The 24,641-nt window shown below is 69.2% G+C and carries 29 protein-coding genes; 22 read left to right on the forward strand and 7 right to left on the reverse strand.

Annotation, left to right across the window (positions count from 1 at the left end; all coding sequences use genetic code 11):
- The first annotated feature begins 21 nt into the window (after positions 1–21).
- From dnaJ to ACFYWJ_RS07070, 3 genes are all read left to right on the forward strand, one after another.
- On the forward strand, positions 22–1,203 hold the full coding sequence (gene dnaJ, locus ACFYWJ_RS07060) for a molecular chaperone DnaJ (protein WP_355274804.1): 1,182 nt from the start codon (positions 22–24) through the stop codon (positions 1,201–1,203).
- On the forward strand, positions 1,203–1,604 hold the full coding sequence (locus ACFYWJ_RS07065) for a heat shock protein transcriptional repressor HspR (protein WP_355274801.1): 402 nt from the start codon (positions 1,203–1,205) through the stop codon (positions 1,602–1,604). The genes dnaJ and ACFYWJ_RS07065 overlap by 1 nt, the downstream gene beginning before the upstream one ends.
- Before the next feature lie 604 nt (positions 1,605–2,208).
- Positions 2,209–3,378 (forward strand): FAD-binding oxidoreductase, encoded by a 1,170-nt coding sequence (locus ACFYWJ_RS07070; RefSeq protein ID WP_355274800.1) that lies wholly within the window; start codon positions 2,209–2,211, stop codon positions 3,376–3,378.
- Here the strand turns inward: ACFYWJ_RS07070 and ACFYWJ_RS07075 are convergent.
- Both ACFYWJ_RS07075 and ACFYWJ_RS07080 read right to left on the reverse strand, forming a co-directional pair.
- Positions 3,375–4,127: an FAD-binding oxidoreductase gene (locus ACFYWJ_RS07075; RefSeq protein WP_355274798.1), complete on the reverse strand. Its 753-nt coding sequence runs from the start codon at positions 4,125–4,127 to the stop codon at positions 3,375–3,377. The genes ACFYWJ_RS07070 and ACFYWJ_RS07075 overlap by 4 nt on opposite strands.
- A gap of 38 nt (positions 4,128–4,165) precedes the next feature.
- The gene (locus tag ACFYWJ_RS07080) at positions 4,166–5,326 is read right to left on the reverse strand and encodes an FAD-binding oxidoreductase (protein WP_355274796.1); all 1,161 of its coding nucleotides are present in this window, start codon (positions 5,324–5,326) and stop codon (positions 4,166–4,168) included.
- 270 nt (positions 5,327–5,596) lie between these two features.
- On the opposite strand from ACFYWJ_RS07080, the gene ACFYWJ_RS07085 reads away from it, so the two are divergent.
- Together ACFYWJ_RS07085 and ACFYWJ_RS07090 are read left to right on the forward strand one after the other, a co-directional pair.
- Complete coding sequence (locus ACFYWJ_RS07085) at positions 5,597–5,851, forward strand: type II toxin-antitoxin system Phd/YefM family antitoxin (protein ID WP_387161076.1); 255 nt, start codon at positions 5,597–5,599, stop codon at positions 5,849–5,851.
- Positions 5,844–6,257, forward strand: coding sequence for a type II toxin-antitoxin system VapC family toxin (locus tag ACFYWJ_RS07090; RefSeq protein ID WP_355274795.1), 414 nt, complete (start codon positions 5,844–5,846; stop codon positions 6,255–6,257). Before ACFYWJ_RS07085 ends, ACFYWJ_RS07090 begins: the two co-directional genes overlap by 8 nt.
- Here the strand turns inward: ACFYWJ_RS07090 and ACFYWJ_RS07095 are convergent.
- A complete protein-coding gene (locus ACFYWJ_RS07095) occupies positions 6,238–6,738 on the reverse strand; it encodes a MarR family transcriptional regulator (protein ID WP_355274792.1) in 501 nt (166 codons plus the stop codon). The genes ACFYWJ_RS07090 and ACFYWJ_RS07095 overlap by 20 nt on opposite strands.
- Before the next feature lie 69 nt (positions 6,739–6,807).
- On the opposite strand from ACFYWJ_RS07095, the gene ACFYWJ_RS07100 reads away from it, so the two are divergent.
- Positions 6,808–7,416, forward strand: coding sequence for a maleylpyruvate isomerase family mycothiol-dependent enzyme (locus tag ACFYWJ_RS07100; RefSeq protein WP_355274790.1), 609 nt, complete (start codon positions 6,808–6,810; stop codon positions 7,414–7,416).
- Here ACFYWJ_RS07100 and ACFYWJ_RS07105 read toward each other — a convergent pair.
- On the reverse strand, positions 7,406–7,684 hold the full coding sequence (locus ACFYWJ_RS07105) for a hypothetical protein (protein WP_355274788.1): 279 nt from the start codon (positions 7,682–7,684) through the stop codon (positions 7,406–7,408). The genes ACFYWJ_RS07100 and ACFYWJ_RS07105 overlap by 11 nt on opposite strands.
- A 65-nt stretch (positions 7,685–7,749) precedes the next feature.
- On the opposite strand from ACFYWJ_RS07105, the gene ACFYWJ_RS07110 reads away from it, so the two are divergent.
- The 4 genes from ACFYWJ_RS07110 to ACFYWJ_RS07125 are packed head-to-tail and all read left to right on the forward strand — an operon-like array spanning position 7,750 to position 10,781.
- Positions 7,750–8,298 (forward strand): DUF3558 domain-containing protein, encoded by a 549-nt coding sequence (locus ACFYWJ_RS07110; protein ID WP_355274785.1) that lies wholly within the window; start codon positions 7,750–7,752, stop codon positions 8,296–8,298.
- Positions 8,299–8,308: 10 nt separating this feature from the next.
- Positions 8,309–8,683 carry a hypothetical protein gene (locus ACFYWJ_RS07115; RefSeq protein ID WP_355274783.1) on the forward strand — a complete coding sequence of 125 codons (375 nt, stop codon included), beginning with the start codon at positions 8,309–8,311 and terminating at the stop codon, positions 8,681–8,683.
- Positions 8,684–9,988: a hypothetical protein gene (locus tag ACFYWJ_RS07120; protein ID WP_355274780.1), complete on the forward strand. Its 1,305-nt coding sequence runs from the start codon at positions 8,684–8,686 to the stop codon at positions 9,986–9,988.
- A gap of 34 nt (positions 9,989–10,022) precedes the next feature.
- Positions 10,023–10,781 carry an ESX secretion-associated protein EspG gene (locus ACFYWJ_RS07125; RefSeq protein ID WP_355274777.1) on the forward strand — a complete coding sequence of 253 codons (759 nt, stop codon included), beginning with the start codon at positions 10,023–10,025 and terminating at the stop codon, positions 10,779–10,781.
- Positions 10,782–10,793: 12 nt separating this feature from the next.
- On the opposite strand, the gene ACFYWJ_RS07130 is transcribed toward ACFYWJ_RS07125, so the two are convergent.
- Positions 10,794–11,306, reverse strand: a complete 513-nt coding sequence (locus ACFYWJ_RS07130; protein WP_355274775.1) for a hypothetical protein — start codon at positions 11,304–11,306, stop codon at positions 10,794–10,796.
- A 110-nt stretch (positions 11,307–11,416) separates the two neighbouring features.
- Here ACFYWJ_RS07130 and ACFYWJ_RS07135 point away from each other — a divergent pair, with 110 nt between their 5' ends.
- On the forward strand, positions 11,417–11,545 hold the full coding sequence (locus ACFYWJ_RS07135) for a hypothetical protein (protein ID WP_355274772.1): 129 nt from the start codon (positions 11,417–11,419) through the stop codon (positions 11,543–11,545).
- Positions 11,546–11,658: 113 nt separating this feature from the next.
- Here ACFYWJ_RS07135 and ACFYWJ_RS07140 read toward each other — a convergent pair whose 3' ends face one another.
- Positions 11,659–12,648: an NADP-dependent oxidoreductase gene (locus ACFYWJ_RS07140; protein ID WP_355274769.1), complete on the reverse strand. Its 990-nt coding sequence runs from the start codon at positions 12,646–12,648 to the stop codon at positions 11,659–11,661.
- A gap of 209 nt (positions 12,649–12,857) precedes the next feature.
- On the opposite strand from ACFYWJ_RS07140, the gene clpB reads away from it, so the two are divergent.
- The 8 genes from clpB to ACFYWJ_RS07180 all read left to right on the forward strand — a co-directional run bounded on the left by clpB (position 12,858) and on the right by ACFYWJ_RS07180 (position 21,805).
- A complete protein-coding gene (clpB, locus tag ACFYWJ_RS07145; protein WP_355274766.1) occupies positions 12,858–15,431 on the forward strand; it encodes an ATP-dependent chaperone ClpB in 2,574 nt (857 codons plus the stop codon).
- A gap of 62 nt (positions 15,432–15,493) precedes the next feature.
- Entirely contained in the window at positions 15,494–16,279 is a 786-nt protein-coding gene (locus ACFYWJ_RS07150; protein WP_355274763.1) for a DUF5666 domain-containing protein, read from the forward strand.
- 107 nt (positions 16,280–16,386) lie between these two features.
- Complete coding sequence (locus ACFYWJ_RS07155; RefSeq protein WP_355274760.1) at positions 16,387–17,502, forward strand: hypothetical protein; 1,116 nt, start codon at positions 16,387–16,389, stop codon at positions 17,500–17,502.
- A gap of 19 nt (positions 17,503–17,521) precedes the next feature.
- A complete protein-coding gene (locus ACFYWJ_RS07160; RefSeq protein WP_355274757.1) occupies positions 17,522–18,328 on the forward strand; it encodes an SDR family NAD(P)-dependent oxidoreductase in 807 nt (268 codons plus the stop codon).
- A 76-nt stretch (positions 18,329–18,404) separates the two neighbouring features.
- Positions 18,405–18,968 carry an orotate phosphoribosyltransferase gene (gene pyrE / locus ACFYWJ_RS07165; RefSeq protein WP_019049751.1) on the forward strand — a complete coding sequence of 188 codons (564 nt, stop codon included), beginning with the start codon at positions 18,405–18,407 and terminating at the stop codon, positions 18,966–18,968.
- Positions 18,969–19,036: 68 nt separating this feature from the next.
- Positions 19,037–20,095 (forward strand): beta-ketoacyl-ACP synthase 3, encoded by a 1,059-nt coding sequence (locus ACFYWJ_RS07170; protein ID WP_355274753.1) that lies wholly within the window; start codon positions 19,037–19,039, stop codon positions 20,093–20,095.
- A 1-nt stretch (position 20,096) separates the two neighbouring features.
- Entirely contained in the window at positions 20,097–20,795 is a 699-nt protein-coding gene (locus ACFYWJ_RS07175; RefSeq protein WP_355274750.1) for a lysoplasmalogenase, read from the forward strand.
- Positions 20,796–20,863: 68 nt separating this feature from the next.
- On the forward strand, positions 20,864–21,805 hold the full coding sequence (locus ACFYWJ_RS07180; protein WP_355274747.1) for an alpha/beta fold hydrolase: 942 nt from the start codon (positions 20,864–20,866) through the stop codon (positions 21,803–21,805).
- Here the strand turns inward: ACFYWJ_RS07180 and ACFYWJ_RS07185 are convergent.
- Complete coding sequence (locus tag ACFYWJ_RS07185) at positions 21,789–22,235, reverse strand: hypothetical protein (RefSeq protein ID WP_355274744.1); 447 nt, start codon at positions 22,233–22,235, stop codon at positions 21,789–21,791. The two genes, ACFYWJ_RS07180 and ACFYWJ_RS07185, sit on opposite strands and share 17 nt — an antisense overlap.
- 84 nt (positions 22,236–22,319) lie before the next feature.
- On the opposite strand from ACFYWJ_RS07185, the gene ACFYWJ_RS07190 reads away from it, so the two are divergent.
- The 3 genes from ACFYWJ_RS07190 (at position 22,320) to ACFYWJ_RS07200 (ending at position 24,638) form a co-directional block, all read left to right on the forward strand.
- The gene (locus tag ACFYWJ_RS07190; protein WP_355274742.1) at positions 22,320–22,637 is read left to right on the forward strand and encodes a DUF4190 domain-containing protein; all 318 of its coding nucleotides are present in this window, start codon (positions 22,320–22,322) and stop codon (positions 22,635–22,637) included.
- 25 nt (positions 22,638–22,662) lie between these two features.
- Positions 22,663–23,346 (forward strand): TrmH family RNA methyltransferase, encoded by a 684-nt coding sequence (locus ACFYWJ_RS07195; RefSeq protein WP_355274741.1) that lies wholly within the window; start codon positions 22,663–22,665, stop codon positions 23,344–23,346.
- A 200-nt stretch (positions 23,347–23,546) separates the two neighbouring features.
- Positions 23,547–24,638: a glycoside hydrolase family 76 protein gene (locus ACFYWJ_RS07200; protein WP_355275407.1), complete on the forward strand. Its 1,092-nt coding sequence runs from the start codon at positions 23,547–23,549 to the stop codon at positions 24,636–24,638.
- Positions 24,639–24,641 lie beyond the last annotated feature (3 nt).

Raw genomic sequence — 24,641 nt, forward strand, 5'->3', positions numbered from 1 at the left:
CTCGAGAGGAGGAGATGCCCGGTGAGCCAACGGGAGTGGATCGAGAAGGACTTCTACAAGGAGCTGGGTGTCTCCTCCGGCGCCTCGCAGGACGAGATCAAGAAGGCCTACCGCAAGCTCGCCCGCGACCTGCACCCGGACTCCAACCCGGGTGACACCAAGGCCGAGGAGCGGTTCAAGGCGGTCAGCGAGGCCAATGCCGTGCTGTCGGATCCGGCCAAGCGCAAGGAGTACGACGAGACCCGTCGCCTGTTCGCGGGCGGCGGCGGGCGCGGTTACGGCGGCGGCGGGTTCACCCCCGGCGCCGGCGGCGGCTTCTCGCAGGACTTCAACATCGGTGACATCTTCGGCCAGGCCGGCGGCGCCGGTGCGGGCGACGGTGGGCTCGGCGATCTGCTGGGCGGGCTGTTCAACCGGGGCGGCGCGCGTGGCGCGAGCCGTCCGCGCCGTGGCTCCGATGTGGAGACCGAGACGACGCTGGGTTTCCGCGAGGCGGCGCAGGGCGTCACCGTTCCACTGCGGATGACCAGTCCGTCGCCGTGCACCACGTGTCACGGCAGCGGCGCCAAGCCGGGCACCAGCCCGCGAGTGTGTCCGCACTGCAACGGTTCCGGTGTGGTCAGCCGTAATCAGGGCGCGTTCGGATTCAGCGAGCCCTGTGACGACTGCCGCGGCACCGGGTCGATCATCGACGACCCCTGCACCGACTGCTCGGGCACCGGCATCCAGAACCGGACCCGCACCATCACGGTGCGGATCCCGCCGGGTGTCAGTGACGGGCAGAAGATCCGGCTCGCCGGGCAGGGCGAAGCGGGCCTGCGTGGGGCGCCCTCGGGCGACCTCTACGTGACCGTGCACGTCAGCCAGGACAAGGTGTTCGGCCGTCAGGGCGACGACCTCACCCTGGTGCTCCCGGTGAGCTACAGCGAATTGGTGCTGGGGACAACTGTTTCCGTGCCGACGCTGGACGGCCGGGTCGGCGTGAAGGTGCCGCCGGGCACCGCCGACGGGCGTATCCTGCGGGTACGCGGTCGTGGTGTGCCCAAGCGCGGCGCGGCGGGCGGCGCCGGTGACCTGCTGGTCACGGTGAAGGTCGCGGTTCCGCAGAACCTGGACTCCGACGCCACCGATGCGCTCAAGCGCTATCAGGAGGCCGAGCGGGCCGGTGGCTTCGATCCGCGTGCAGGATGGGCGGGTGCTTGATGGCCGATGATCCGAAGTCCGCGTCGGGTGGGACCTCGCGTGCCGAGTTCTTCATGATCTCGGTGGCGGCTCAGCTGGCGGGTATGCACGCGCAGACGCTGCGCACGTACGACCGGCTGGGTTTGGTCACCCCCCAACGCACTTCGGGTGGCGGACGCCGGTACTCGGCCCGCGACGTCGAGCTGCTGCGCGAAGTGCAGCGGCTGTCGCAGGACGAGGGCGTCAACCTCGCCGGCATCAAGCGCATCATCGAGCTCACCAATCAGGTGGAGGCGCTGCAACAGCGCGTCGAGGAGATGAGCGCCGAGCTGGAGCAGTTGCGGGCGGGCTACCGGCCCGACCTGTCACCGCCCCAGCGCAGCACCGCGCTCGTGGTCTGGCAGCCACGGCACCGGCGCTGAGTTCCACGTTTCGACCGGGCCCCCGGTTCGCGATCCGCTCCCGCGGTCGCGGGCCGGGGGCTCGGTCAATCCCCGGCGACCGGCTGGTGATTCTCCAGCAACCTCTTTATTCGTGATCTTGCTCCGGCTGTCACCCGGTGCAACGCTGTGAGGTGGGGATATATCTCGGAACCATCACGGAAGTTTGCTGGAAGGACGCTGAATTCGGACCAATCGGAGCCTGTTTCCGCAGGAGAATCCCGGCGCTCCGACCCGCCCTCCCCGCGTGTCGCGGCACGGCGCGTCGGATTTCGGGGCTGCGGATTCGTAGCGGAAGGGTCGCTCTACCAGGCACATCGGTGCGGGATTGATGCTTTTGCGGGCAAGATCAGCAAAGTGTGAGGTAGCGTTCACCCGTCTTTAACGATCTTGAGGTATGTTTTCAGGTGATACTGATGAGTACCGTATGGTTTTTAGAGAATTACACTCGTGATGTTTAAGAGTACGATTACGAAGCTGGCAAACCTCGCCTAGACTTCTCGCATCGGCTGCTGACGAGTGTCCTCCCAGCCCGTCACTCGCCGGCGCGGCTAGCGTTCGATGGCGAAACGAGGTTGTGACACATATGGATTCGCGGACTGTCGCTTTGATCCGAACTACGTTCAAGGCGGTTGCTGCGGAAGACGGTGGGCCCGAGAAGCTAGCCAGGTCGTTCTACTCGATCCTGTTCACGGACTATCCCGGCGTCCGCGACTACTTCCCGGCCGCCATGGACTCCCAGCGTGACCGGCTCGTCAAGGCGATCTCCTACGCGCTCGACCGGCTGGAAGAGCCGGACAAGCTGCTTCCCTTCCTGGCCCAGCTCGGGCGCGATCACCGCAAGTACGGCGTGCAACCCGCGCACTACGTCGCGGTCGCCAACTCGCTGAAGTCGGCCATGCGCCAGTTCGCCGGCACCGAGATGTGGACCGACGAGGTCGCCAGCGCCTGGGACGAGGGCCTGGCCACCATCAGCGGCGCGATGATCAGCGCCGCCGACAAGGAGACGACGCCCGCCGCCTGGAGCGCGACCGTGGTCGAACGCCGGGAGGTGCTGCGCAATCTCGCGGTCATCCGGGTGCAGCTCGATCAGCCGATGCAGTACGCGGCGGGCCAGTACCTCAGCGTCCAGGTGCCCGCGCGGCCCCGGATGTGGCGCTATCTCTCCCCGGCCAACCCGGCGAACGCCAACGGTGAGATCGAGTTCCACGTGCGCAGCGTGCTCGGCGGCTGGGTGAGCCCGGCCATGGTCTCGCACACCACCGTCGGCGACCAGTGGCTGCTCGGTTCGCCGCTCGGCGGGCTCGGCGTGCCCCGCAACACCAAGCGCAAGATGCTGATGGTCGGCTGCGGCACCGGCATCGCGCCGCTGCGCGCGCAGATCATGGCGATGGCCCAGCGCCGGGTGAACCCGAAGGTCCACCTGTTCGTCGGCGGCCACCACCCCTGCGACCTCTACGACCTGCAGGTCCTGAGCCAGCTGGCCATCGCCAACAAGTGGCTCACCGTCACCCCGGTCAGCGAGAGCGACGAGAACCCCTGGTGGTTCTACGATTCCGGCGAACCCCAGGCCGAACTCCCCGGCCTCGAGCCCCGGATGACCGGCCAGATCGGCAAGGTCGTCGCCAGCTACGGCCCCTGGGCCGACCGCGACGTCCAGATCGTCGGCTCGCCCTCCATGGTCCAGACCACCAAGTTCCGCCTGATGGCCGCGGGCACCCAGGCCAAGTCGATCCGCCACGACCCCCTGTTCTAGGCCCCCTCGGCGGTGATGTTCGCCGGGGGAGTGCCGGATTCGATCAGCCGGTCGACCGTGGTGCGGACCATGGCGGGGGAGCCGCAGACCAGGACCTGCTGACCGAACGGGCCGTGCGCGGCGGCCACGTCCGCGAGCGTGCCGTGCAGCATCTCGGCGGGGGCGAAGCCGATGTCGACGCGGGAGTGCTCGTGCCATTCGTCGCGGATCGACGGATCGTCGGGGCTCTCGACCACGGGAATCACCGTCAGCCAGGGCAATTCGCCGGACAGCAGGAACAGCATGTCCGAGGCGTAGAGGTCGCGCGGGGAGCGGCCACCGTAGAACAGGTACGTGCGCGGCGGATTCTCCCGCCGGGCCAGCTCCAGGATCTGGGCGCGCATCGGCGCCAGACCGGTGCCGCCCGCGACCATCACCACCTCGGTGGCCTCGGGATCGACGTGGAAGACGCCATAGGGCGCGTTGATCCGCCACTGATCGCCGGGCTTGGTGTCGGCGACGATCGAACTCGAGCACCAGCCGCCGGGCACCGTGCGCACGTGGAATTCCAGCTTGCCGTCCAGCGAGGGCGGCAGCGCGGGGGAGAGCCTGCGCCGCACGCCGGGATGCTGGGGCACCTCCACCTCGACCGAACCGCCCGCCGCGAACGGCACGAAGTCGCCGATCAGCCGGATCACGGCGATGTCGTTGCGCAGACGGTGGTGGCCGACGACAGTCGCCGTCCAGGCCGGGGCGGGAATCTCGCTCATCGGTCTCTTTCGCGAAACGGGTGGTGCGGGACGGGTTCTCAGCCGACCGGGTCGGCGGCGATGATCTGCGGCGGCGTGCCGGCCCGGATCAGGGCGCGGCGGGTGTCGGCGATCATCCGGGGCGAGCCGGCGAGCTGGATCTGCCGGTCGGCCCACGCGCCGAAGCTGGTCACCACCGCACCCAGATTACCGACCAGGCGACGGTACATGCCGGTCGGCGTCGACGCGGGACGCTGCGGATACCACCACGGATCGTCGCGTTCCTCGCACACCGGCACCACGGTCAGCCAGGGGTTGGACTGGGAGAGCTGCCACATGTTGTCGACGTCGTAGAGGTCGCCGGGGAAGCGGCCGCCGACGAAGAAGTGCACGCGCGGATTGATCCCGCGCTGACTCATCTCGATCAGCTGCGCGCGCAGCGGCGCGATCCCGGTGCCGGAGCCGATGAACAGCACGTCGCGCCCGGATTCCCGGTCGACGTGCAGGCCGCCGAGCGGACCGGCGATCTTCCATCGATCGCCGACCTTGGTGTCGTTGACGATCGCGGGACTCACCCAGCCGCCGCTGATCCGGCGCACGTGGAACTCGATCTCGCCGTACGGGTTGGCGGGGATGGCGGGGGAGAAGTAGCGCCACATGTTCGGCCGCTGCGGCACCTGCACCGGCACGTACTGACCGGCCTTGAACGGAATCGGTCCGTCGGCCTGTAGTCGCACGATGGCCAGATCGTCGAGCACCTTGCGATGCCCGACCACCGTCGCGCCCCAGAACGGCTGCGACTTGTCCTCGTTGGCGCCGATCGCCATCGAGGCCGAGACGAGGATGGTGATATCGCTCCAGCCCTCGTGCAGTTCCTTGGTCCACCGGTTGCCGTGGAAGGAACGCAGGGCCGAGAGCAGCGCCCGGCCCGCCATGTCGTAGTGGTCCGCCTCGACCCCGTATTTGCGGTGGTCGCGGGCCAGTTGCTCGAGGAACTTCTGCGCGCGCTCGAAGTCCTCCAGATTGTCCAGGACATACTGCAGCGCCGTCACCAGACGCTTGGGCATCATGTCCATGGCGGGGGGGAACAGCTCCCGTAACGCCGGGTTCTGCGCGAACAGGTGACCGTAGAAAGCGCTGATCAGCCGCTCTGCACCACCGGGCGTCTCCGACACCCCGCGGAAATCGGCGCGGACCAGCGCAAGCGAACGCGCATCCACGTCGTCAAGCTCCCTTTCCCTGAAATTGCTGCGATGTGGCCCCGCCTCGCGACGGGCACCTCCTCAAGTATCCCCCGAAACATGCCGCTGGGTGCAGGGATGCTCGTCACCGTCCCATTCGCCGGACGGATCGTAAGCCGTCGATCGCGGGTTGGCACGCTGTCGCCCTGATCGATACGGGTCGGTGATCTTGCTCGGACCGCGTCCTCGATGCGTGCGGCGTCCGAGGAGGATCTAGCGACGCATAGCATCGCTTGCTATCCTGGGGGCGTGACCAGGATGATTACCCAAGCTGAGCTGCGCAACGGCAGTGCCGGGGTGATGGATGCCCTCGAGGCCGGTGACGACTTCATCATCACCCGCAACGGCCATCCGGTCGGCGAGCTGCGCCCGATCCGCCCGCAGCGCGACATCGGCACGGCCGAGCTGAAGGCACGACTCGCGCGTTTCGCCGATGCGGGCACCGCGGCGGAAGAGCGAGCGGAGATCGACGCGGCTTTCGGCGCCGAGCGTCTCGATGACTGAGACTCCGCCGCGGCACCCGGTCGGACTGCTGGATACCTGTGTACTCATCGATCTCCCGCGAATCGATGACGCGAAGCTCCCGATCCGTTCGCGGATCAGCACGGTCACCCTGGTCGAACTCGGGATCGGGATCGCGTTGGCGACAGAGCCGAAAACGCTCGCCCTCCGTACCGAGCGCATGCTGGAAGTGGAGCACGCGTTCGACGCCCTGCCGCTGTGCTCCGCGGCCGCGCGCCGATTCGCGACGATGGCCAAACTCGTCATCGCCGGCGGGCGAAATCCGAAGCCGCGCAAGATGGATCTGATGATCGCCGCGATCGCCTCCGCGAACGACCTACCGCTCTACACCAGCAATGTCGATGATTTCCGCGGTCTGGACCCGGTGCTCACACTGGTGGCCGTCTGAGCGCCTGACCGGGCGGCAGATCGGGGCCGGCCATCGAGCTCTTTCGGTAGGGGTCGGTGATCTCCCGCAGTGCGACGAGGGACTTTCGCAGGGTGGCGGCACGCCTCGGCCCCAGGTGTGCGACCCATTCTGCCTGCACCTCGACTGCCGCCCGATTGGCCACCGCGACTGCCTGCTGCCCCTTCTCCGCCAGCCGCAGCAGCCTGGCGCGGCCGTCGCTCGGGTCGGGCTCACGTGCCAGGTAGCCCGCCCGTACGAGCTGATCCACCAGTACCCCCGCGGTCTGCTTGGTGACCTGCGCTTGCGCGGCGAGGTCGGTCAGCCGCGACCCCTCCGGCCCGATCCGCGCGACCAGTCGCGCCTGCGCCTGCGTCAGATCCGCGAATCCGCTCTCGGTCAGCGCGACGAGCACGCGTCGCTCCATCTCCCGATAGGGAACGAAGAGCAGAACCCCGAGGTTGAGGGCGTCGTCGTCGGTCATCCTGCTCCTTGATCCGGTCAGCTTCACTGACTATATTAGTCAGAAAGGCTGACGAGTTGGAGGCCGACCGTGGATGTCGATCAACACTGGCGGATCATCGCCGAGCAGCGCCGCGCCATCGCCGACCTGCTCACCACCCTCACCCCCGCCGAGCTGGACAGCCCCTCGCTCTGCGACGGCTGGCGTATTCGCGACGTCGCCGCCCACGTGGCACTGGCTCCGCAACCGCCCGGCCCCCTCGGCATGCTCCGCGAGGCGGCCCGCGCCCGCGGCAGTTTCCACCGCCTCAATCACGACATCGCCGTCCGCCACGCCGACGCCACCCCCGACCTCGCCGCCGACCTGTCGGCCGTCGCCGACTCCCGCCGCCTGCCCGTCGTCACCAACTACCGCAACATCCACTACGACGTCATCGTGCACGCCCAGGACATCGCCCGGCCCCTCGGTCGCACCATCACCGTCGATCCCGCCGCGGCGGCCGTTGCGGCCCAACGGGTCTGGACCATGGGCTGGCCGTTCTGGGCCAAGCGCCGCCTCGCCGACGTCACCCTCGTCGCCGAGGATTCGCCCTGGACCGTCGGCTCCGGACCCGAGATCCGCGGCACCACCCTCGACCTGCTCCTGCTCCTCACCGGCCGCGACGTCAGCGATCTGGTCCGCCGCCGGGTCAGCCGGTGACCAAGCGCACCGCCGCCTGCCGCGCGTCCTCCCCGACCTCCCCGATCTCGAATTTCTTGCCGACGATGTGCTGGACCAACGCGGGCTCCGGCGGCACCCCGTACTTGCGCAGGTAATGCGGAACCGCTCCCGGCCACACGAACACCCCGTCGGTGTGGAAGTTCAACGGCACATCCCGAACCCGCGCGTCGAGCCCGGGCCGATTCACCACCGGTTTGCCCCCGGGATCGCGCCCGTCGAACGGCGCCGAAAGTCGAAGTCCACTCATGGTCGACCAACCTACGCGGCCGGGCTCAACCACTCTTTCCCATGCTAATGTCCCAGGTCAGAGCAGTGGACGGCGAGAAGGGGCGGGGATTGAAACGCGCAGGTACAGCATTGATCGTGGCGGGCCTTGCGGTGGTCGGGCTGGCCGCGTGCGACTCGGGGGAGACGTCGTCGAAGGGGGCGACCACGACGGCGAAGCCAACGCTGTGGAACCCGTGCACGGAGATTTCGGATGACGCGCTGACGGCGGCGGGGGTGGATCCGGCCTCCGAGGAGAAGGGGGTTGCCGGGGTTCCGCAGTCGGGGTGGGAGATCTGTGGATGGGACGGGCCGACGTTCGCCGTCACCGTCTACGCCACGAACAAGGCTGTGGATCAGTTCAAGTCCAAGCCCGGCAATGTCGACTTCCGCACCGTCACGATCGCCGGGCGATCCGGGGAAGAATTCCGCGTCGAAGGCGCGTCGAAGAAGCTCGACTGCAACGTCGTGTTCCCGGTCTCGCAAGGCGTCGTGCAGTTGCAGGTCCTGAACCGCGCGAGTCTGGACGGGCTGACGGATCCGTGCGTGTCCTTGGTGCGCGTGGGGGAGACCCTCGTTCCGACCTTCCCGAGATGAGGGGGCGGACATGGCTGAATCCCCGTATTCGGACCTGCTCGGAAAGGCGCGCGCGGGCGAGGTCTATCTGAACGACGAAGCGGCCGCGTACCACATGTACAAGGCGTGCGATAAGCGGCTCACCGATCTGGATTCGCTACGCGCCGTGGCTATTCGAGCGCAGGCCGTCAGCGGCTTCGGCGACTTCGACATGGCCAGGCAGCTGGAGAAGCAGTTCCTCCGGCAGGCGACCGGTGACGACAATTCCGTCGACGCCGTCATCATGAAAGACATCGAAGCCGTCAAACAACTGCGCGAAGTCTTCTCAATCTCCTTCAAACACCTCACCGGCCAGGACATCGAAAACGCCAACGCCCTCGACTACACCACCGAGCAGGTGAAGTAGATGCAGCCCAATATCGCCGGACTCGACCTCTTCGGCGGCCTCCGCAATTTCGTCATGTCCCCGTTCGGCGACGACGGCGAACTCGACGCCTCCGACATCGCGGACGTCCAGGATCGCTACAACGACCAGCGCACGACCAACCGGCAGCGGGCGGCCGAACTCGGTTTCGACGGTGAATTCCGTCCCGCGATGGTGACGAAGACCGACGACTTCCTCGGCACCGTCGCCCAGCTGCGGGCGAAGGTGGACAAGATCGACCTCGACGCCGTCAACGATCTGATCAGCGCGTGGAACGAGATCTCCACCCGCAACAGCACCTCGCTCGACGAGTTCCGCAAGCAGATCACCCGGGGCATGGCACCCGATGTCTGGTCCGGGGCGGCAGCGACCGCGGCGGCGCAGACCGTCGCGGCCTACGACGCTACGGGCAAGAAGGTCACCACCGCCGCCGCGCTCACCAGGAGCAAGCTGGACGAACTGCGCACCGGCCTCGAACCGACGAAGCGGCTGGTTCCGTTCGAGCCCGAACATCGCAGCGGTCTGGACAATTTCGGTGGCCTCTTCACCGGCCGCGCCTGGCGCAATGACGATGTCGCACAGGAGAACGCGCGGGTCGAGGCGGTTCGCGTCCTGACATCGGTCTATGCCCCGGTGATCATCGAATCCGATACGAAGGTTCCGGTCATACCCATTCCGAAGACCGTCGAGAACGGCGGCGGAGATCCCGACGACACCGGCGGGTCGACCAGGCCGAACTCGAACAACCCGAATTCGACCACCCCGGGCACCGGGCAACCGGCGACCGACCCCGCGGCCACCACTCCGGCGTCGACCACCCCGGCCGACGACGACACCACCGACGACGACACGACCGCGGGCGACGACACGACGACCGACGACGAGTCGACCGCCCCCCAGTCGACCGACCCTGGCGCGACCACGCCGGCATCCACGACGCCGAGCGGAACCACGCCCGGATCCGGGTCACCGTCCGGATCACCCGGCGGCGCGGGAACTCCCGGCTCCGGCTCGCCGGGCTCGCCCGCGCCGGGCAGCGCGGTCCCCGGTGGCGGCGCGGCCGCGGGCACCACGACAGCGGGCGCGCGGGCGGCGGGCGCGGGCAGCGGTGCCGCGGGCCGGGCCGGCATGCCGGGCATGGGCGCCCCTGGCGCCAGGGGCGGTGGCAAGGACGACGAATCCACCAGGGGCATTCCCGACTACCTGGTCACCCAGGAACACGGTGACGAACTCACCGGTCTGGACAACCTGCCCAAGCTGGTGCCGCCCGTCATCGGCGCCGACTGAATCGCGAAACCTGATGGAACAGAGTAGATCTCCCGTGCGTACCTGGCATCTCACCGCTCTAGACTTCCGCACCCTGTGGGAAGCGGCGGGCCGCGACGTCCTGCCGTACCCCCTGCACCACCGCCACGTCGGTGTCGAATCCCGGGCGGAGATCCTCCGGCTGCGCAGCAAGGCCGCCGAGAACATGATGGCCGAGTTCGACAGCGACCTCGACGCCGCCATGGCCGCGTTGCTGGCGCCGCACGCGCGCGTCGAAGTGGCGGGCGCGTGCGGCACCACACGAACGATCCGCGCGCACGGCGGAACCCGGGACACCTACGCCGCCTTGGCCGTTCAGGCCCCCGGTGAGGAATCCGACCCGGGCGACATCGCGCTGCACCTGATGGCCCCCGACGACCTGGCCGCCGCCGTGCTGTCCACCCTCCCCAAGGTCGGCCCCGGCACCGGCCGTGAAATCAAAGTCACCGCAGCCGAACTCGCGGCCCCCCGCCCGCATGTCCGCGACCGCTGGAACCCCACCCCGCGCGAACAACTCGAAACCTTCCTCGCCAAACCCACCGACACCCTCACCCACATCGGCGTCTACGCGCACGCCAGCGTCGACAACCGCCACACCGAGGGCCGCGACGACTTCCAGCTCCACGACCTCACCAACGACGGCCGCTACGTCTTCTACGGCGAATCCACCTTCATCGCCAAACCCACCACCCCCACCCGCCTCCACACCACCCTCGCCTCGATCCTCACCACCACCGCCACCAAGGCCCGCACCGGCACCTACCGCCCCCACTGACCACCGCGCCGCTCAACTGGCGAGTGCCGTGAGTTCCCCGGCCTCGCCACCCAGTAGTCGACGAGCACGCACCAGATGGTCTGCTGCTGCGATAATTCGGTCGTATCGAGTCGTCGTGTCCGGGATCCCGTAGTGCTCGGCGAACCAGCGCGCGACTTCTGTCCAGGAGTACAGGGCGTAGCCATCGCCGCTCATCGCGGCCGGGAACCCGCCGGGCCCCCGCTCGCCGTTGGCAAGCCTGCGAACGGCTTCATAGGTCCGGTTGGTCCTGCCCGCGATCGTCTTGAGCGTCACGAGGTTCTCGGTCCGGACACCCACCACGGCGAACCCCGCCGCTTCCGTCTGCCCGACCGCGCTGATGATGGCCGATGCCAGCGAATCGGCATCGCGATGTACGTGCAGTACCGGGGTGGTTCGTGGCCCGAACTCCGGCGTCGTGTCGTCGAGCCCGGCGTCGTACAGCGCGTCGAGTTCGTCGTCGGTCGGTGTGTGATCGAGTACCAGCGTGAACTCGTGGTGACTCATATCGATTCCTTCGTGTCGGTGTGTTGCCGCGCGAACCGTCGGATGGCATCAGCGTTGTCCTCGGGTACGCGTGGGGTCGACCAAATGGCAATCGTGTCACCGGTCGCCCGATGACGGACAACACCCCAACGATGCCCTCGGTGCACTTCCTCGACTTCGAAAAGGTCGATATCGAGCTCGGCAAGCGCCGTATTGATCGCCTTCTTCGGGTGCCGCCCCCTGCTCACCATGTGGTGTGACTATACACCATGATGGTGTATAGTCACACCACATGGGGTGGGTGAAGACGGGTCGCACACGCCATCGTCGCGCAATGGCTATGGGTGATCGGCGAAGGTGGCGTCTGCTGAAATCAGATGGCCAGGACGGTTTTTCCGCGGGCGCGGCCTGCGCCGAGGACGGCGGGGGCGGCTTCCAGGGGGACGGTCGCTTCGACGGGGACGACTACGTCGCCCGAAGCGACGCGGGCGAGCAGGCGGCTGAGTTCCGGTCCGCGGCCCTTGGATTCGAAGTTGCCGCCGGTGATGTCGTGTTCGCGCAGGGCGTTCTCGTCGGCGGCCCAGGTGGTGGAGTAGGCGCGGCCGCCGCGGCGGACGAGGGTGGCGTGGGTGGCGAAGTCGGCGGGGCTGCTGACCAGGTCGAAGAGGACGTCGATGCCGTCGGGGTGGGTGAAGCGGACGGCGCCGGTGATGCTGGAGTCGCGTTTCGTGGCGGGGTCGGGGTCGACCACGTTCGGGTCGGCGGGGCGGATCTGGGTGTAGTCGATGGTTTCCGCGGCGCCGAGGCGGGCGACCTGGTCGGTGGCGTCGCCGCGGGCGGTGGCGATGACGTGCGCGCCCGCGATATTGGCGAGCTGGACCAGGAAGGACCCGACGCCGCCGGTCGCGCCGACGATCAGCACCGTCTGGCCGGGCCGGATCTGCGCGGTGTCGACGAGGTCCTGGGCGGTGACGCCCGCGACGGGGAGCGCGGCGGCCGCGACCGAGGTGACGCCGTCGGGGATGGGCACCAGCGTGGCGTCCTCGGGCAGGGTCGCGTACTGCGCCCAGCTGCCGTGCCCGGCGGGGGCGGTGAGGAACTTGCCGACCACCCGGTCGCCGACCGCGAACGAGCGCACGCCCGCGCCGACCGCCGAGATCGTGCCCGCGCCGTCGACGCCGAGGATCATCGGGAAGTCGGTGGGCATCTTGCCCTCGAGGATGCCGTCGGCCATCTTCAGGTCGAACGGGTTGACGCCGGCGGCGTCCAGCGCGACCTGCACCTCCCCGCGCCCGGGCTCCGGCACCGGCATATCGGCGAGTTCGGGAGTGGTACCGAACTTCTGAACCACGATCGCGCGCATCGGTCGGCTCCTCTTCCTCGGGTGGTCCGGGCACGGCAATCCTAGGCGGACAGCCTTGCGACGTGCGGTGATTGATCGTCTTCGGTGGTGTCGCGGCGTAGCGTGAACACCGATTCGGTGTCCGCCGGAAAAAGTTGAAGTTGAGTGGAACAGACTCAACTTTGTGAGCGTTGAACCAGTCGATACCTGACCTACCCCGGAGGAGATCTGTGGACTCGTTCAATCCCACCACCAAGACACAGGCGGCGCTGACCGCCGCCCTTCAGGCCGCTTCGGCGGCAGGCAACCCGGAGATCCGTCCGGCGCACTTGCTGGTGGCGTTGCTGGATCAGACCGATGGCATCGCCGCCCCGCTGCTGAAGGCCATCGGTGTCGACCCGGCGACCGTCGAGCGCGAAGCGGGCGACATCGTCGACCGGCTGCCGCGCGCGACCGGCGCGACCACGACCCCGCAGCTCGGCCGCGAGGCCCTGGCCGCCCTGGCCGCCGCGCAGCGCCTGGCCACCGAACTCGGCGACGAGTACGTCTCGACCGAGAACCTGCTGGTCGGCCTCGCCGACGGCGACTCCGAGGTGGCCAAGCTGCTGCGCAGGCACGGCGCGAGCCCGGAGGCGCTGCGCGACGCCTTCACCACGGTGCGCGGGAGCGCGCGGGTCACCAATCCCGACCCGGAGGCCAGCTACCAGGCCCTGGAGAAGTACTCCACCGACCTCACCGAGGCCGCCCGCGCGGGCAAGCTCGACCCGGTGATCGGTCGCGACACCGAGATCCGCCGCGTGGTGCAGGTGCTCTCGCGGCGCACCAAGAACAACCCGGTGCTCATCGGTGAGCCGGGCGTCGGCAAGACCGCCATCGTGGAGGGTCTGGCGCGCCGGATCATCGAGGGCGACGTCCCGGAGTCGTTGCGCAACAAGAAGGTCGTCTCGCTCGACCTGGGCGCGATGGTCGCGGGCGCGAAGTATCGCGGTGAGTTCGAGGAGCGGCTCAAGGCCGTGCTCGACGACATCAAGAACAGCGCGGGCGAGATCATCACCTTCATCGACGAGTTGCACACGATCGTCGGCGCGGGCGGCACCGGCGACTCCGCGATGGACGCGGGCAACATGATCAAGCCGCTGCTCGCGCGCGGCGAACTGCGCCTGGTCGGCGCGACCACGCTCGACGAGTACCGCAAGTACATCGAGAAGGACGCGGCGCTCGAGCGCCGGTTCCAGCAGGTCATGGTCGGTGAGCCGTCGGTGGCCGACACCATCGGCATCCTGCGCGGCATCAAGGAGCGCTACGAGGTGCACCACGGCGTGCGGATCACCGATTCCGCGCTGGTGGCGGCCGCGACGCTGTCGGACCGCTACATCACCTCCCGCTTCCTGCCCGACAAGGCGATCGACCTGATCGACGAGTCGGCCTCGCGGCTGCGCATGGAGATCGACTCCCGCCCGGTCGAGATCGACGAGGTGGAGCGGGCCGTGCGCCGCCTCGAGATCGAGGAGGTCGCGCTGGAGAAGGAGACCGACGAGGGCTCCAAGCAGCGGCTGGAGAAGCTGCGCTCCGAACTCGCCGACGACCGCGAGAAGCTCAGCCAGCTCACCACGCGCTGGCAGAACGAGAAGAACGCGATCGACTCGGTGCGCGGGCTCAAGGAGCAGCTCGAGGCGCTGCGCGGGGAGTCCGAGCGGGCCGAGCGCGACGGTGACCTCGGCAAGGCCGCCGAGCTGCGCTACGGCCGGATTCCCGCGCTGGAGAAGGAGCTCGCCACGGCCGAGCAGGTCAGCGGCGCGGCGCCGGACGGCGACGTGATGCTGAACGAGGAGGTCACCCCCGACGACATCGCCGACGTGGTGTCGTCGTGGACGGGCGTGCCGGTCGGCCGGATGCTCGAGGGCGAGACCGCCAAGCTGCTGCGGATGGAGACCGAGGTCGCCGGGCGCGTCGTCGGGCAGGAGGAAGCGGTCCAGGCGGTGTCCGACGCGGTGCGCCGGGCACGGGCCGGGGTCGCCGATCCCAACCGCCCGACCGGGTCGTTCCTGTTCGTCGGGCCGACCGGCGTCGGCAAGACCGAGCTGGCGAAGTCGCTGGCCGACTTCCTGTTCGCCGACGAACGCGCCATGGTCCGCATCGATATGAGCGAGTACAGCGAGAAGCACTCGGTGGCTCGCCTGGTCGGTGCCCCGCCCGGCTACGTCGGCTACGACCAGGGCGGCCAGCTGACCGAGGCGGTGCGCAGGCGGCCGTACTCGGTGGTGCTGTTCGACGAGATCGAGAAGGCCCATCCCGACGTCTTCGACATCCTGCTGCAGGTCCTCGACGAGGGCAGGCTGACCGACAGCCAGGGCCGCACGGTCGACTTCCGCAACACGATCCTCATCCTCACCTCCAACCTGGGTGCGGGCGGCGATCGGGAGCACGTGATGGAGGCGGTGCGGCGGGCGTTCAAGCCGGAGTTCCTCAACCGGCTCGACGACGTCGTGATGTTCCACGCGCTCGACGCGAAGCAGCTGGAGTCGATCGTCGACATCAATCTGCGGCAGTTGCAGAAGCGGCTCTCGCAGCGGCGGCTGACCCTCGATGTCACCGACGAGGCCAAGCAGTGGCTGGCGGTGCGCGGCTACGACCCGGCCTACGGCGCGCGGCCGTTGCGCAGGCTGATCCAGCAGGCCATCGGCGACAGCCTGGCCAAGGAACTGCTCTCCGGCGCGGTCGTCGACGGCGACACGGTGCGGGTGAGTGTGGACGACGCCGCCGACAAGCTGGTCGTCGGCCGGGAGGCTGTCCACAGCTCGTGAATAATCCACAGCGCGGTGCGTAGGGACCTCCCAACGCACCGCGCTGACCTACGCTGGAGCTCATGACGAACCCGAACGATCCGTGGGGGCAACGCCCGGAGGATTCGCCGACCGAACGGTTGGGTTCGCCGGGCATGGATTCGACCAAGCCGTACGGCGGCGGTGGCTTCGACGAGTGGGGGCAGCCGTCGAACCCGACGCAGGCACTACCTCCGCACGACGCGCAGTGGGGCGCCTACGAAAGTGGTTATCCCGCAGCGCAACCACCACCGCACCAGCCGCCACCCGGCTACGGCCAGAGCTACCCCGGCGCCCCGCCACCGGGCTATCCGCCCCGGCCACAGGACGGTGACCAGGGCGAACCGCCGAAGCGGCACACCGGTCTGTGGATCGCGCTCGGCCTCGGCGTGCTCGCGCTGATCGCGGTCGGCGGCGTGCTCGCCGGCCTGGTGCTGAGCGGCAACAAGTCCGATGACGACAACACCGCGTCGGGGGCGACGACCAGCCAGGTGCTGGTGCCGCCGACCAATCGGCAGACCACTCCGGTCGTGCCGCCCAGCGCGAGCGGCCTGCCCGGGCTGCCCGGCCTCGGCGGTGGCGACGATCTCGGCGCCACGATGGGCAGCATCACCGCCAACACCGGCACCGAGATCACCATGAGCACCCTCGGCGGGTCGACGGTCCGGGTGCTGATCGACGATGCCACCCAGGTGATCTCGCTGACCAGCACGAAGGCGAGCGAGCTGCCCGTCGGCGACATGGTTATGGTGCAGGGCGACAAGAACCCAGACGGGTCGATCCACGCCAAGATCATCATCAGTACGGCGTTACCAAGCGGCCCCCGATGAGCGACCCGCGCGTCGAAAGCCCGGCACTGCCGGGCGATCACGGCGACGGCTGGATAGGCTAGGCGACGATGACGGCTATGTGGTTCGGGTTAGCGGCGATCGCACTCGTGGGTGCGGTCGTACTGCTGTATTTCGATCGGGTCCAGCGACAGCGGACCGGGCACGCCCGCCAGGTCTGGGCGAAGTCCCAGGGCTATACCTACGTCTCGGTCGAGCCGGCGCTCGCCTCGACGTGGCGTCGTGGCGCACTGGCCAAGCTCGGCTACCTCTCCGCGGTCGACGTGGTCTCCGGCATCCGCAAGGGCGAGAAGTTCGTGCTCTTCGACCTGGAGGACGCGGCGACCCTGGTGGCCGTGCGCAGGCAGATCGGCTCCGAGATCGACGTCGACATGCGGCTCAAGACCGCGTCGCCGCCGAAGGACCACGATCTGGAACTGCTCGGCGCGATCGGTGACCGCGTCGTCTTCGCGACCGATCCCGAGATCGCCAGGCACGCGGTCGACCAGCGGATGGTCGGCTTCATCGAGTCGCTCACCGACACCGTGCAGATGCTGTGGAGCGAGGGCAACTGGACCCTCGGCATGCTGCCCGTCGGCAGCGGTGCCAAGGACTGGGAGACCGCGATCGACGCGGTGCTGCGCCTGTCCGGGCTGCTGCACGTGCTGCCGCCGGTCGCCGAACCGAGCGAATTCACCCGTCCGCGCAGCAACGCCGACCAGCCGCTGACCGCGCCCCCGCGACCGGCCTACGACGAGGACGACGACTTCGACGACGAGCGGTCGCCGAGCGAGTTCGCGGCAGGCCGCCCGGTCGCCGAGGACTACTCCGACCACGGCCGCGCCCGGTTCCCCGGCCCGGACGACGACCTCGACGACGACGCCGATCGCTATCGCGACGAGCCGGGCTACGGCTCGCGCGGCGCCGCGCCGCAGGCCGCCGCCGCGCCCGACGACTACGAGTACGGCCGTCGCCCGGCGGGCAGGCCCGCCTACACCGCCGACGACTACGACCCCGACCTCGACGATCCCGATTTCGAGGATCAGCCCGCGCCCGGCCGCCGTCCCCTCGGCGAGCCGCCCAAGCGCCCGTCGCTGGCCGTCGTCCCCGAACCGCGGCCGCGCGTGGAACCGCCGCTGCCGCAGGGCGACGACGCCGAATCGGGACAGCCCGGCGGGCCGTTCCATCCGGGGTTCCGCCCGTATCAGGGTCCGGTACCGAAGTGACCAGTGGAATCGACCAGCGATGACCGATAGTCCCGTGCGCCTCCCCGGCGTGCACCGTCCCGTCGCCATGATCACCGGACCGACGTCCGGGATCGGGCAGGGTTTCGCCCACCGCCTCGCCAGCCTCGGCTACGACCTGGTGCTCGTCGCCAGGAACGAGGAGCGGTTGCGCGCGCTCGCCGACGAGCTCGGCCGCCGCTACGCCACCTCCGCCGAGGTGCTCGTCGCCGACCTCGCCGACGACGAGGACCGCGCCAGGGTCGCCGAGCGCGCCGCCCAGGGCCTCGAATTCCTGGTGAACAACGCGGGTTTCGCGCATTCGGGGGAGTTCTGGACGCTCGAGCCCGCCGAGTTGCAGGCCCAGCTCGACGTCAACGTCACCTCGGTGCTCCAGCTGAGCCGGGCCGCGCTGCCCGCGATGATCGCCGCGGCGAGCGGGTCGATCGTGAACGTGGCGAGCGTGGCCGGGCTGATCCCCGGCCGGGGGTCGACCTACTCGGCCTCCAAGGCCTACGTCGTATCCTTCTCGGAGGGGTTGGCGGGTGGATTGGCGGGCACCGGTGTCCGCGTCCAGGCGCTGTGCCCCGGGTTCGTGCACACCGAGTTCCACGAGCGCGCAGGCATCGAGATGGGTTCGCTGCCGAAGCGCCTGTGGCTCGACGTCGACCAGGTCGTCGACGGGTGCCTGCAGGATCTGGATTCCGGCAAGGTGATCAGCGTGCCCGGTGTGCAGTACAAGGTGCTCACCGCGGTGGCGGGGTTCGTCCCACGCACCCTGGTGACCCGCCTCAATCGCGGACTCTTCAACGCGCGCGGACGGACCTAGGGCATGAGCGCTGGGCCGAGAAGCAGCGCGTAGCGTTATCACCGGCCCGGCTCATGACCGAAAGGACACGCAAACGATGATCGACCAGGCACGTCAGGCGCTCACCGAGGCGGATCGCGACCAGCTGGCCGCGCTCGTGCGCGAGCTCGCGGTCGTGCACGGCAAGGTGACGCTGTCCTCGGGCAAGGAGGCCGACTACTACGTCGACCTGCGCCGCGCGACGCTGCACCACCAGGCCGCCCCGCTGATCGGTTCGCTGCTGCGCGAGCTGGTCGCCGACTGGGACTTCGACGCCGTCGGTGGACTCACCATGGGCGCCGATCCGGTCGCGATGGCGGTCATGCACGCGCCGGGTCGTCCGATCGACGCGTTCGTCGTCCGCAAGGCCGCCAAGGCGCACGGCATGCAGCGCCAGATCGAGGGCCCCGACATCGTCGGCAAACGGGTGCTGGTCGTCGAGGACACCACCACCACCGGCAACTCGCCGCTGACCGCGGTTCGCGCGCTGCGCGACGCGGGCGCGATCGTGGTCGGCGTCGCCACCGTCGTCGACCGGGAAACCGGTGCTGACCAGGTCATCGCCGCGGAGGGACTGGAGTATCGGTCCATCCTCGGTCTCGATGACCTTGCTCTGGGTTAGCCTGAACAACGCCAAACCTGGATGACGATGTGGTCGTCCGGTAAGTCTGAAGGACGTGTGAGTCACCTGTGGTGAGCATTGCAGTTAACAAGAGTCGTGACAACGTTGCGATGCTCGGGATCGGTGCGTACCGACCGCAGCGCATCGTCAGCAATGCTGAAGTGTGCGAACAGCTCGACTCGACGCCCGAGTGGATCTTCGAGCGCACCGGTATCCACAACCGCCGCTGGATCAGTGGCGACGAGACCATCCGGTCGATCGCCGTCGCCGCGGGTGATCGCGCACTGAAGAACACCCCGATCGAGCGCGACAAGATCGGCGCGGTGCTGCTGTGCACCTCGAGCTGGCTCAAGCTCACCCCGCACGGCGCGCCTTCGGTGGCCTCCGACCTCGGTCTCAACGGCGTCGCGGCCTTCGACCTCACCTCCGGTTGCGGCGGCTTCGGGTACGGCCTCGGCGTCGCCGCCGACCTGATCCGGGCCGGTTCGGTCGAATACGTGCTGGTGATCGGCGCCGAGACGATGACCGTCGGCCTCGATCCGACCGATCGCGGCACCGCGATGATCTTCGGTGACGGCGCGGGCGCCGTCGTCGTCGGCCCGGCCGAGGAGAACGGCATCTCGCCGACGGTCTGGGGCAGCGACGGCGAGAACGCCGAGGCCATCGCCCAGGACGTCGACTTCCTCGCGTACATGAACAAGGCCCAGGCCATGCAGGGCACCGACCCCGCGGTCGAGCCGATCGGCCGGATGTCGCTGCACATGGAGGGCCCCAAGGTCTTCCGCTGGGCCGCGGTGACGCTGCCGCGCGCGCTGTCGGCGGCGCTGGACGCCTCCGGCGTGGCCAAGGAGGACATCGAGGTGTTCATCCCGCACCAGGCCAACGCGCGGATCAACGAGCTGATGAAGAAGAACCTCGGCCTGGCCGACGGCATCCCGATGGCCAACGACATCGAGAACACCGGCAACACCTCGGCCGCCTCGATCCCGCTGGCGATGGAGGAGATGCTGGTCACCGGCAAGGCGAAGGGTGGTCAGCTGGCGCTGCTGCTCGGGTTCGGCGCCGGACTGAGCTACGCGGGCCAGGTCGTCACCCTGCCGCCCGCCCCGAAGGAAACGAGCTTCTGACGTGCGACCGCTGCGAGCCGGATATCTCGCGGCGGCGGCGGTCACCGTCTTCGGTGCCGTCACCGGTCGCGAACGGCTGCAATGGCTGACCAAGCCACTGCTCATGCCACTGCTGGCGGCCGACACCGTCACCAGCGGGGTCGAGCTCGATCCGGCCGAACGCCGCATCCTGCTCGGCTCGCTGGCCGCGGCCACCGTCGGTGACGTGCTGCTGATCGACCCCGACGACGACAAGCGCCTGATCGCGGGCGCGTCCTCGTTCGCCGTCATGCAGACCGGCTACTCGATGCTGTGGTGGCGACGCGGTGCCAGGCCGCGTGCCGCGATCGCCGCGCCCCGGCTGGTGGCGTGGGCGGGTGCGGCCGGGTTGCTGCGGGCCAAGGCCCCGGTGCTCGCGGTGCCGCTGACCGCCTACGGCGCCACGCTCGGCACCGCCGCGACGCTGGCCTCCGATCCGGCCCTGGCGCCCGGTGCGCGCAATGTCGCCGGACTGAACATCCCGAACGGCGACCCGCGCAGCAGGCTGGGCGTCGGCGCGCTGTTGTTCACGGTGTCGGACGGCCTGATCGTGCTGCGCCGCCTGTTCGCGCGTGACGACCGGACCCGCCGGATCAGCGAAGGCGTCATCCTGGCGACCTACGCGGCCGCGCAGTACCTCCTCACCGATCCGGAGGTCGGCACGCCTCGGCGCGGTGCCTGATACTCCCTGTCACACAGCGCTTACCTGGGCGTCCTCGGGCGGCAACACCGGCCGCGCACGCTTCGAAGATGACCGGGGAAGTGCAGTTCATCGAGGTGCACGGCTATCGCCGCGCGTTCCGGATGGCGGGGTCGGGGCCGCCGCTGTTGCTCATCCACGGCATCTCCGACAGCTCGGGGACCTGGGCGCCGGTGTTCGACGCGCTCGCCGAGCACTTCACCGTGCTCGCGCCCGACCTGCTCGGCCACGGTGAATCGGACAAGCCCCGGGCCGACTACGCCGTCGCCGCCTACGCGAACGGCATGCGTGATCTGCTCAGCGTGCTCGGCTTCGAGCGGGTGACCGTGGTCGGGCATTCGCTCGGCGGCGGCGTCGCGATGCAGTTCGCCTACCAGTTCCCGGAGAAGGTGGAGCGGCTGGCGCTGGTCTGCCCGGCGGGCATGGGCGCTGGGGTGCATCCGGCGTTCCGGCTGGCCACGCTGCCCGGCGCCGGTCCCGGACTGATGGCGGTGACCAGCTGGCCGGTGCGCACCGTCGTGCGCGCGGCGATCCCGGTGGTCAACGGGCTCGGTGGCCTCGGTCTCGGCCCGGACGTCGACTACGTGCTGCGCCTCTACGGCCAGCTGTCCGACACCGGCGCGCGCAACGCGTTCCTGCGCACCATCCGCGCCGCCGCCGACCGGCACGGGCAGTCCATCACCATGCTCGACCGCGGCTACCTGGCCGCGCACCTGCCGACGCTCATCATCGGCGGCACCCGCGACACCGTCATCCCCTCCGGCCACGCCGAACGCGCCCACCGCGCGTTCCCCGGCTCGATGCTCGAGATCTTCGACGGCGCTGGACATTTCCCGCACCACTACGACCCGGACCGTTTCGTGAAACTGATCCGCGCCTTCATCGACAGCACCGAACCCGCTGTCTTCGACTTCCAGCGCTGGCAACGCACCCTGCGCCGCGGCAAACCGATCGTCGGCCTGCCGACGCCGGGGGCTACAGCACAAGCATGATGCGATTCCTGTTCAGCGGGTCGACGCGGATCGGGATGGTCTGGCCGATCGTCATCCGGGATTTGTCGACCGGCATCACGTCGACCACGATCTTCCCGTGATAGGTGGCCGACCCCGGCACGGTCAGCTCGACATCGAATTCGGTGAGCTCACTGGAATGATCGGTGCGCGCCAGCGGGCGCATGCCGTCGATGCGCGCCCAGCCCTCCAGCCCGTGCCTGCGCAGTTTGCGGTCGGCCCTGGTCGGCATGGACGCGATCGCCATGGCGATACCGGCGCAGGAGCCGAACAGCCCGACCATGATGAGGACCTGATAGGGCATCGTGCCCGGCGGCGTATGCGGGGCGAGCCAGCCGAGCCACACCGCCAGCGCGACCAGATACATCGCGACGACGCAGGTCAGCGCCTGAACAATGCGCGTGTGCTCCATACCGACAACCACCCGTGAGCCCTACGCCTCCAGGATAGGTCGCGTCACCGCCCGCTTCGGGGCGTCCGGGATTACGATTCGCGCATGAGCACTCAGCCCCCGCCGCAGGGATATCCCGGCTACGGGCCGCCGCCGGATCATCCGCAGGCGACCACGGCGCTGATCCTCGGCATCCTCGGACTCGCGCTGTGCGGCATCCTCGCGCCGTTCGCCTGGGCGAAGGGCCGCTCCGTGCTCGCGGAGATCGACGCGTCGCAGGGCCGGGTCGGTGGCCGTTCGCAGGCGTACGCCGGCTACATCATGGGGATCGTCGGCACCGCGGTGCTCGTGGTGGCGCTGCTCGTCACCGTGGCGAGTGTGGTGGTGTTCGTCCTCGTGGGGGCAGCCGAATCAACGGCCTAGCCGAGGTCCACCTAGCATTCTCCGGGTGAACGAGTCAGTGCCATCGCCCGAGGTCGAGGTCGCGGGTCCGACCGAATGGGGCGAGCATCCGCACGGGCTCGGGCCGTGGGAGCAGGAGTACGGCACCCCGGCGCCCACCGGCGAACGCTACGACCCGGTGCTGCTGGCCGAGGGTGACCGGCGCAATGTCGTCGACGCCTACCGGTACTGGACCCGCGAGGCGATCGTCGCCGACATCGACGCGCGTCGCTTCCCCTTCCACGTGGCCATCGAGAACTTCGGGCACGACGCCAATATCGGCACGGTGGTCCGCACCGCCAACGCCTTCGCCGCGGCCGCGGTGCACATCGTCGGCAAGCGGCGGTGGAACCGGCGCGGCGCCATGGTCACCGACCGCTACCAGCACCTCGTGCACCACAGCGACCTGGCCGAGCTGCGCGAATTCGCCGCGGCGCAGGGTTTGACCGTCGTCGCGGTCGACAATGTGCCCGGCGCCGTCCCGCTGGAGACCGCGCAACTGCCCCGCGACTGCCTGCTGCTGTTCGGCCAGGAAGGGCCCGGCGTCAGCGACGACGCGAAAGACGCTGCGGCGCTGACGGTCTCGATCGCCCAGTTCGGTTCGACGCGCAGCATCAACGCGGGCGTCGCCGCCGGGATCGCCATGCACGCCTGGATCAGGCAACACGCCGACCTCTCGCTGGCCTGGTAGCGGTCGGTTCCTGACCGTCTCCATGTGTGTATCGGCCCGGTTGTGATCGAATCAGCCTCGAATCGGTAACAGAACGGGCGCGGAAACCGGGCAGCAACTGGCACCATGGTGCTATGACCTCGCGCAGCGGCCGGCGCCCACAGCCCACTGATCGCGCCGGATCCGTGCCGACACCGGCGCTGTGGTCCGAGCGCGCCGACATGGCCGAGTCCGCGATCATCTCGCGGCACCTGCGCATGCTGTGGGGTTGTCCCGGAACGGAATTGGGTGTCGTCGGCTGGCCGGCCACCCGGCGCGAACGGGCCTTCGCCGGCTGGCACTACTGGTGGCAGGCGCATCTGCTCGACATCGCGGTCGACGCCGCCAACCGGGTGCCCACCCCCGCCCGGCGCAGGCGGATCGGCGCGATCGCCCGCGCCATCCGCATGCGCAACATCACCGGCTGGACCAACCGCTACTACGACGACATGGCCTGGCTCGCGATCGCGCTGGAACGCGCCGAGCGCACCCAGGACCTGACCGAGGCCCGGCGCGGCCTGGCCGCGCTCGAACAGCAGCTCTACGGCGCCTGGGACCCGGACACCGGCGGCGGCATCCCGTGGCGGGTCCGCTCGGACTTCTTCAACGCGCCCGCCAACGGCCCGGCGGGCATCGCGCTGCTGCGGCTGGGCCGGGTCGAGCGCGCGCAGGAGATGGCCGACTGGATCGACGCCACCCTGCGCGATCCCGAGTCCGGCCTGATCCTCGACGGCATCCACCTGCCGTCCGGTGAGATCGAACGGCCGGTGTTCAGCTACTGCCAGGGCGTCGTGCTCGGTCTGGAGACCGAGCTGGCCGTGCACATCGACGACGACGAGCGGCACATCGCCCGGGTCGGCCGCCTGCTGGCCGCCGTCGAGGAGCACATGACCACCCGCCTGGTGATCTCCGGCGGTGGCGGTGGTGACGGCGGCCTGTTCAACGGCATCCTGGCCCGCTACCTGGCGGTCGTCGCGCTGATGCTGCCCGGCGAGGGCAAGCAGCAGGAGACCGATCGGCGGACCGCGGCGGCCATCGTGAAGGCGTCCGCCACCGCGGCCTGGGCCAACCGGCTCGAGGTCGAGGGTGAGCCGCTGTTCGGCCACGACTGGAGCAAGCCCGCCCGCTTACCCGGCGGCACGGCCGGTGCGGGCAAGTTCACGGCGGGCGGCTCCGTGACGGCCTCGGTCGTGCCGGAACGCGACCTGTCGGTGCAGCTGTCCGGCTGGATGCTGATGGAAGCCGCCTACCAGGTCACCGCCGCCGGGCTGTGAGCG

It is taken from the genome of Nocardia sp. NPDC003269 (assembly GCF_042888005.1).
Classification (GTDB): domain Bacteria; phylum Actinomycetota; class Actinomycetes; order Mycobacteriales; family Mycobacteriaceae; genus Nocardia.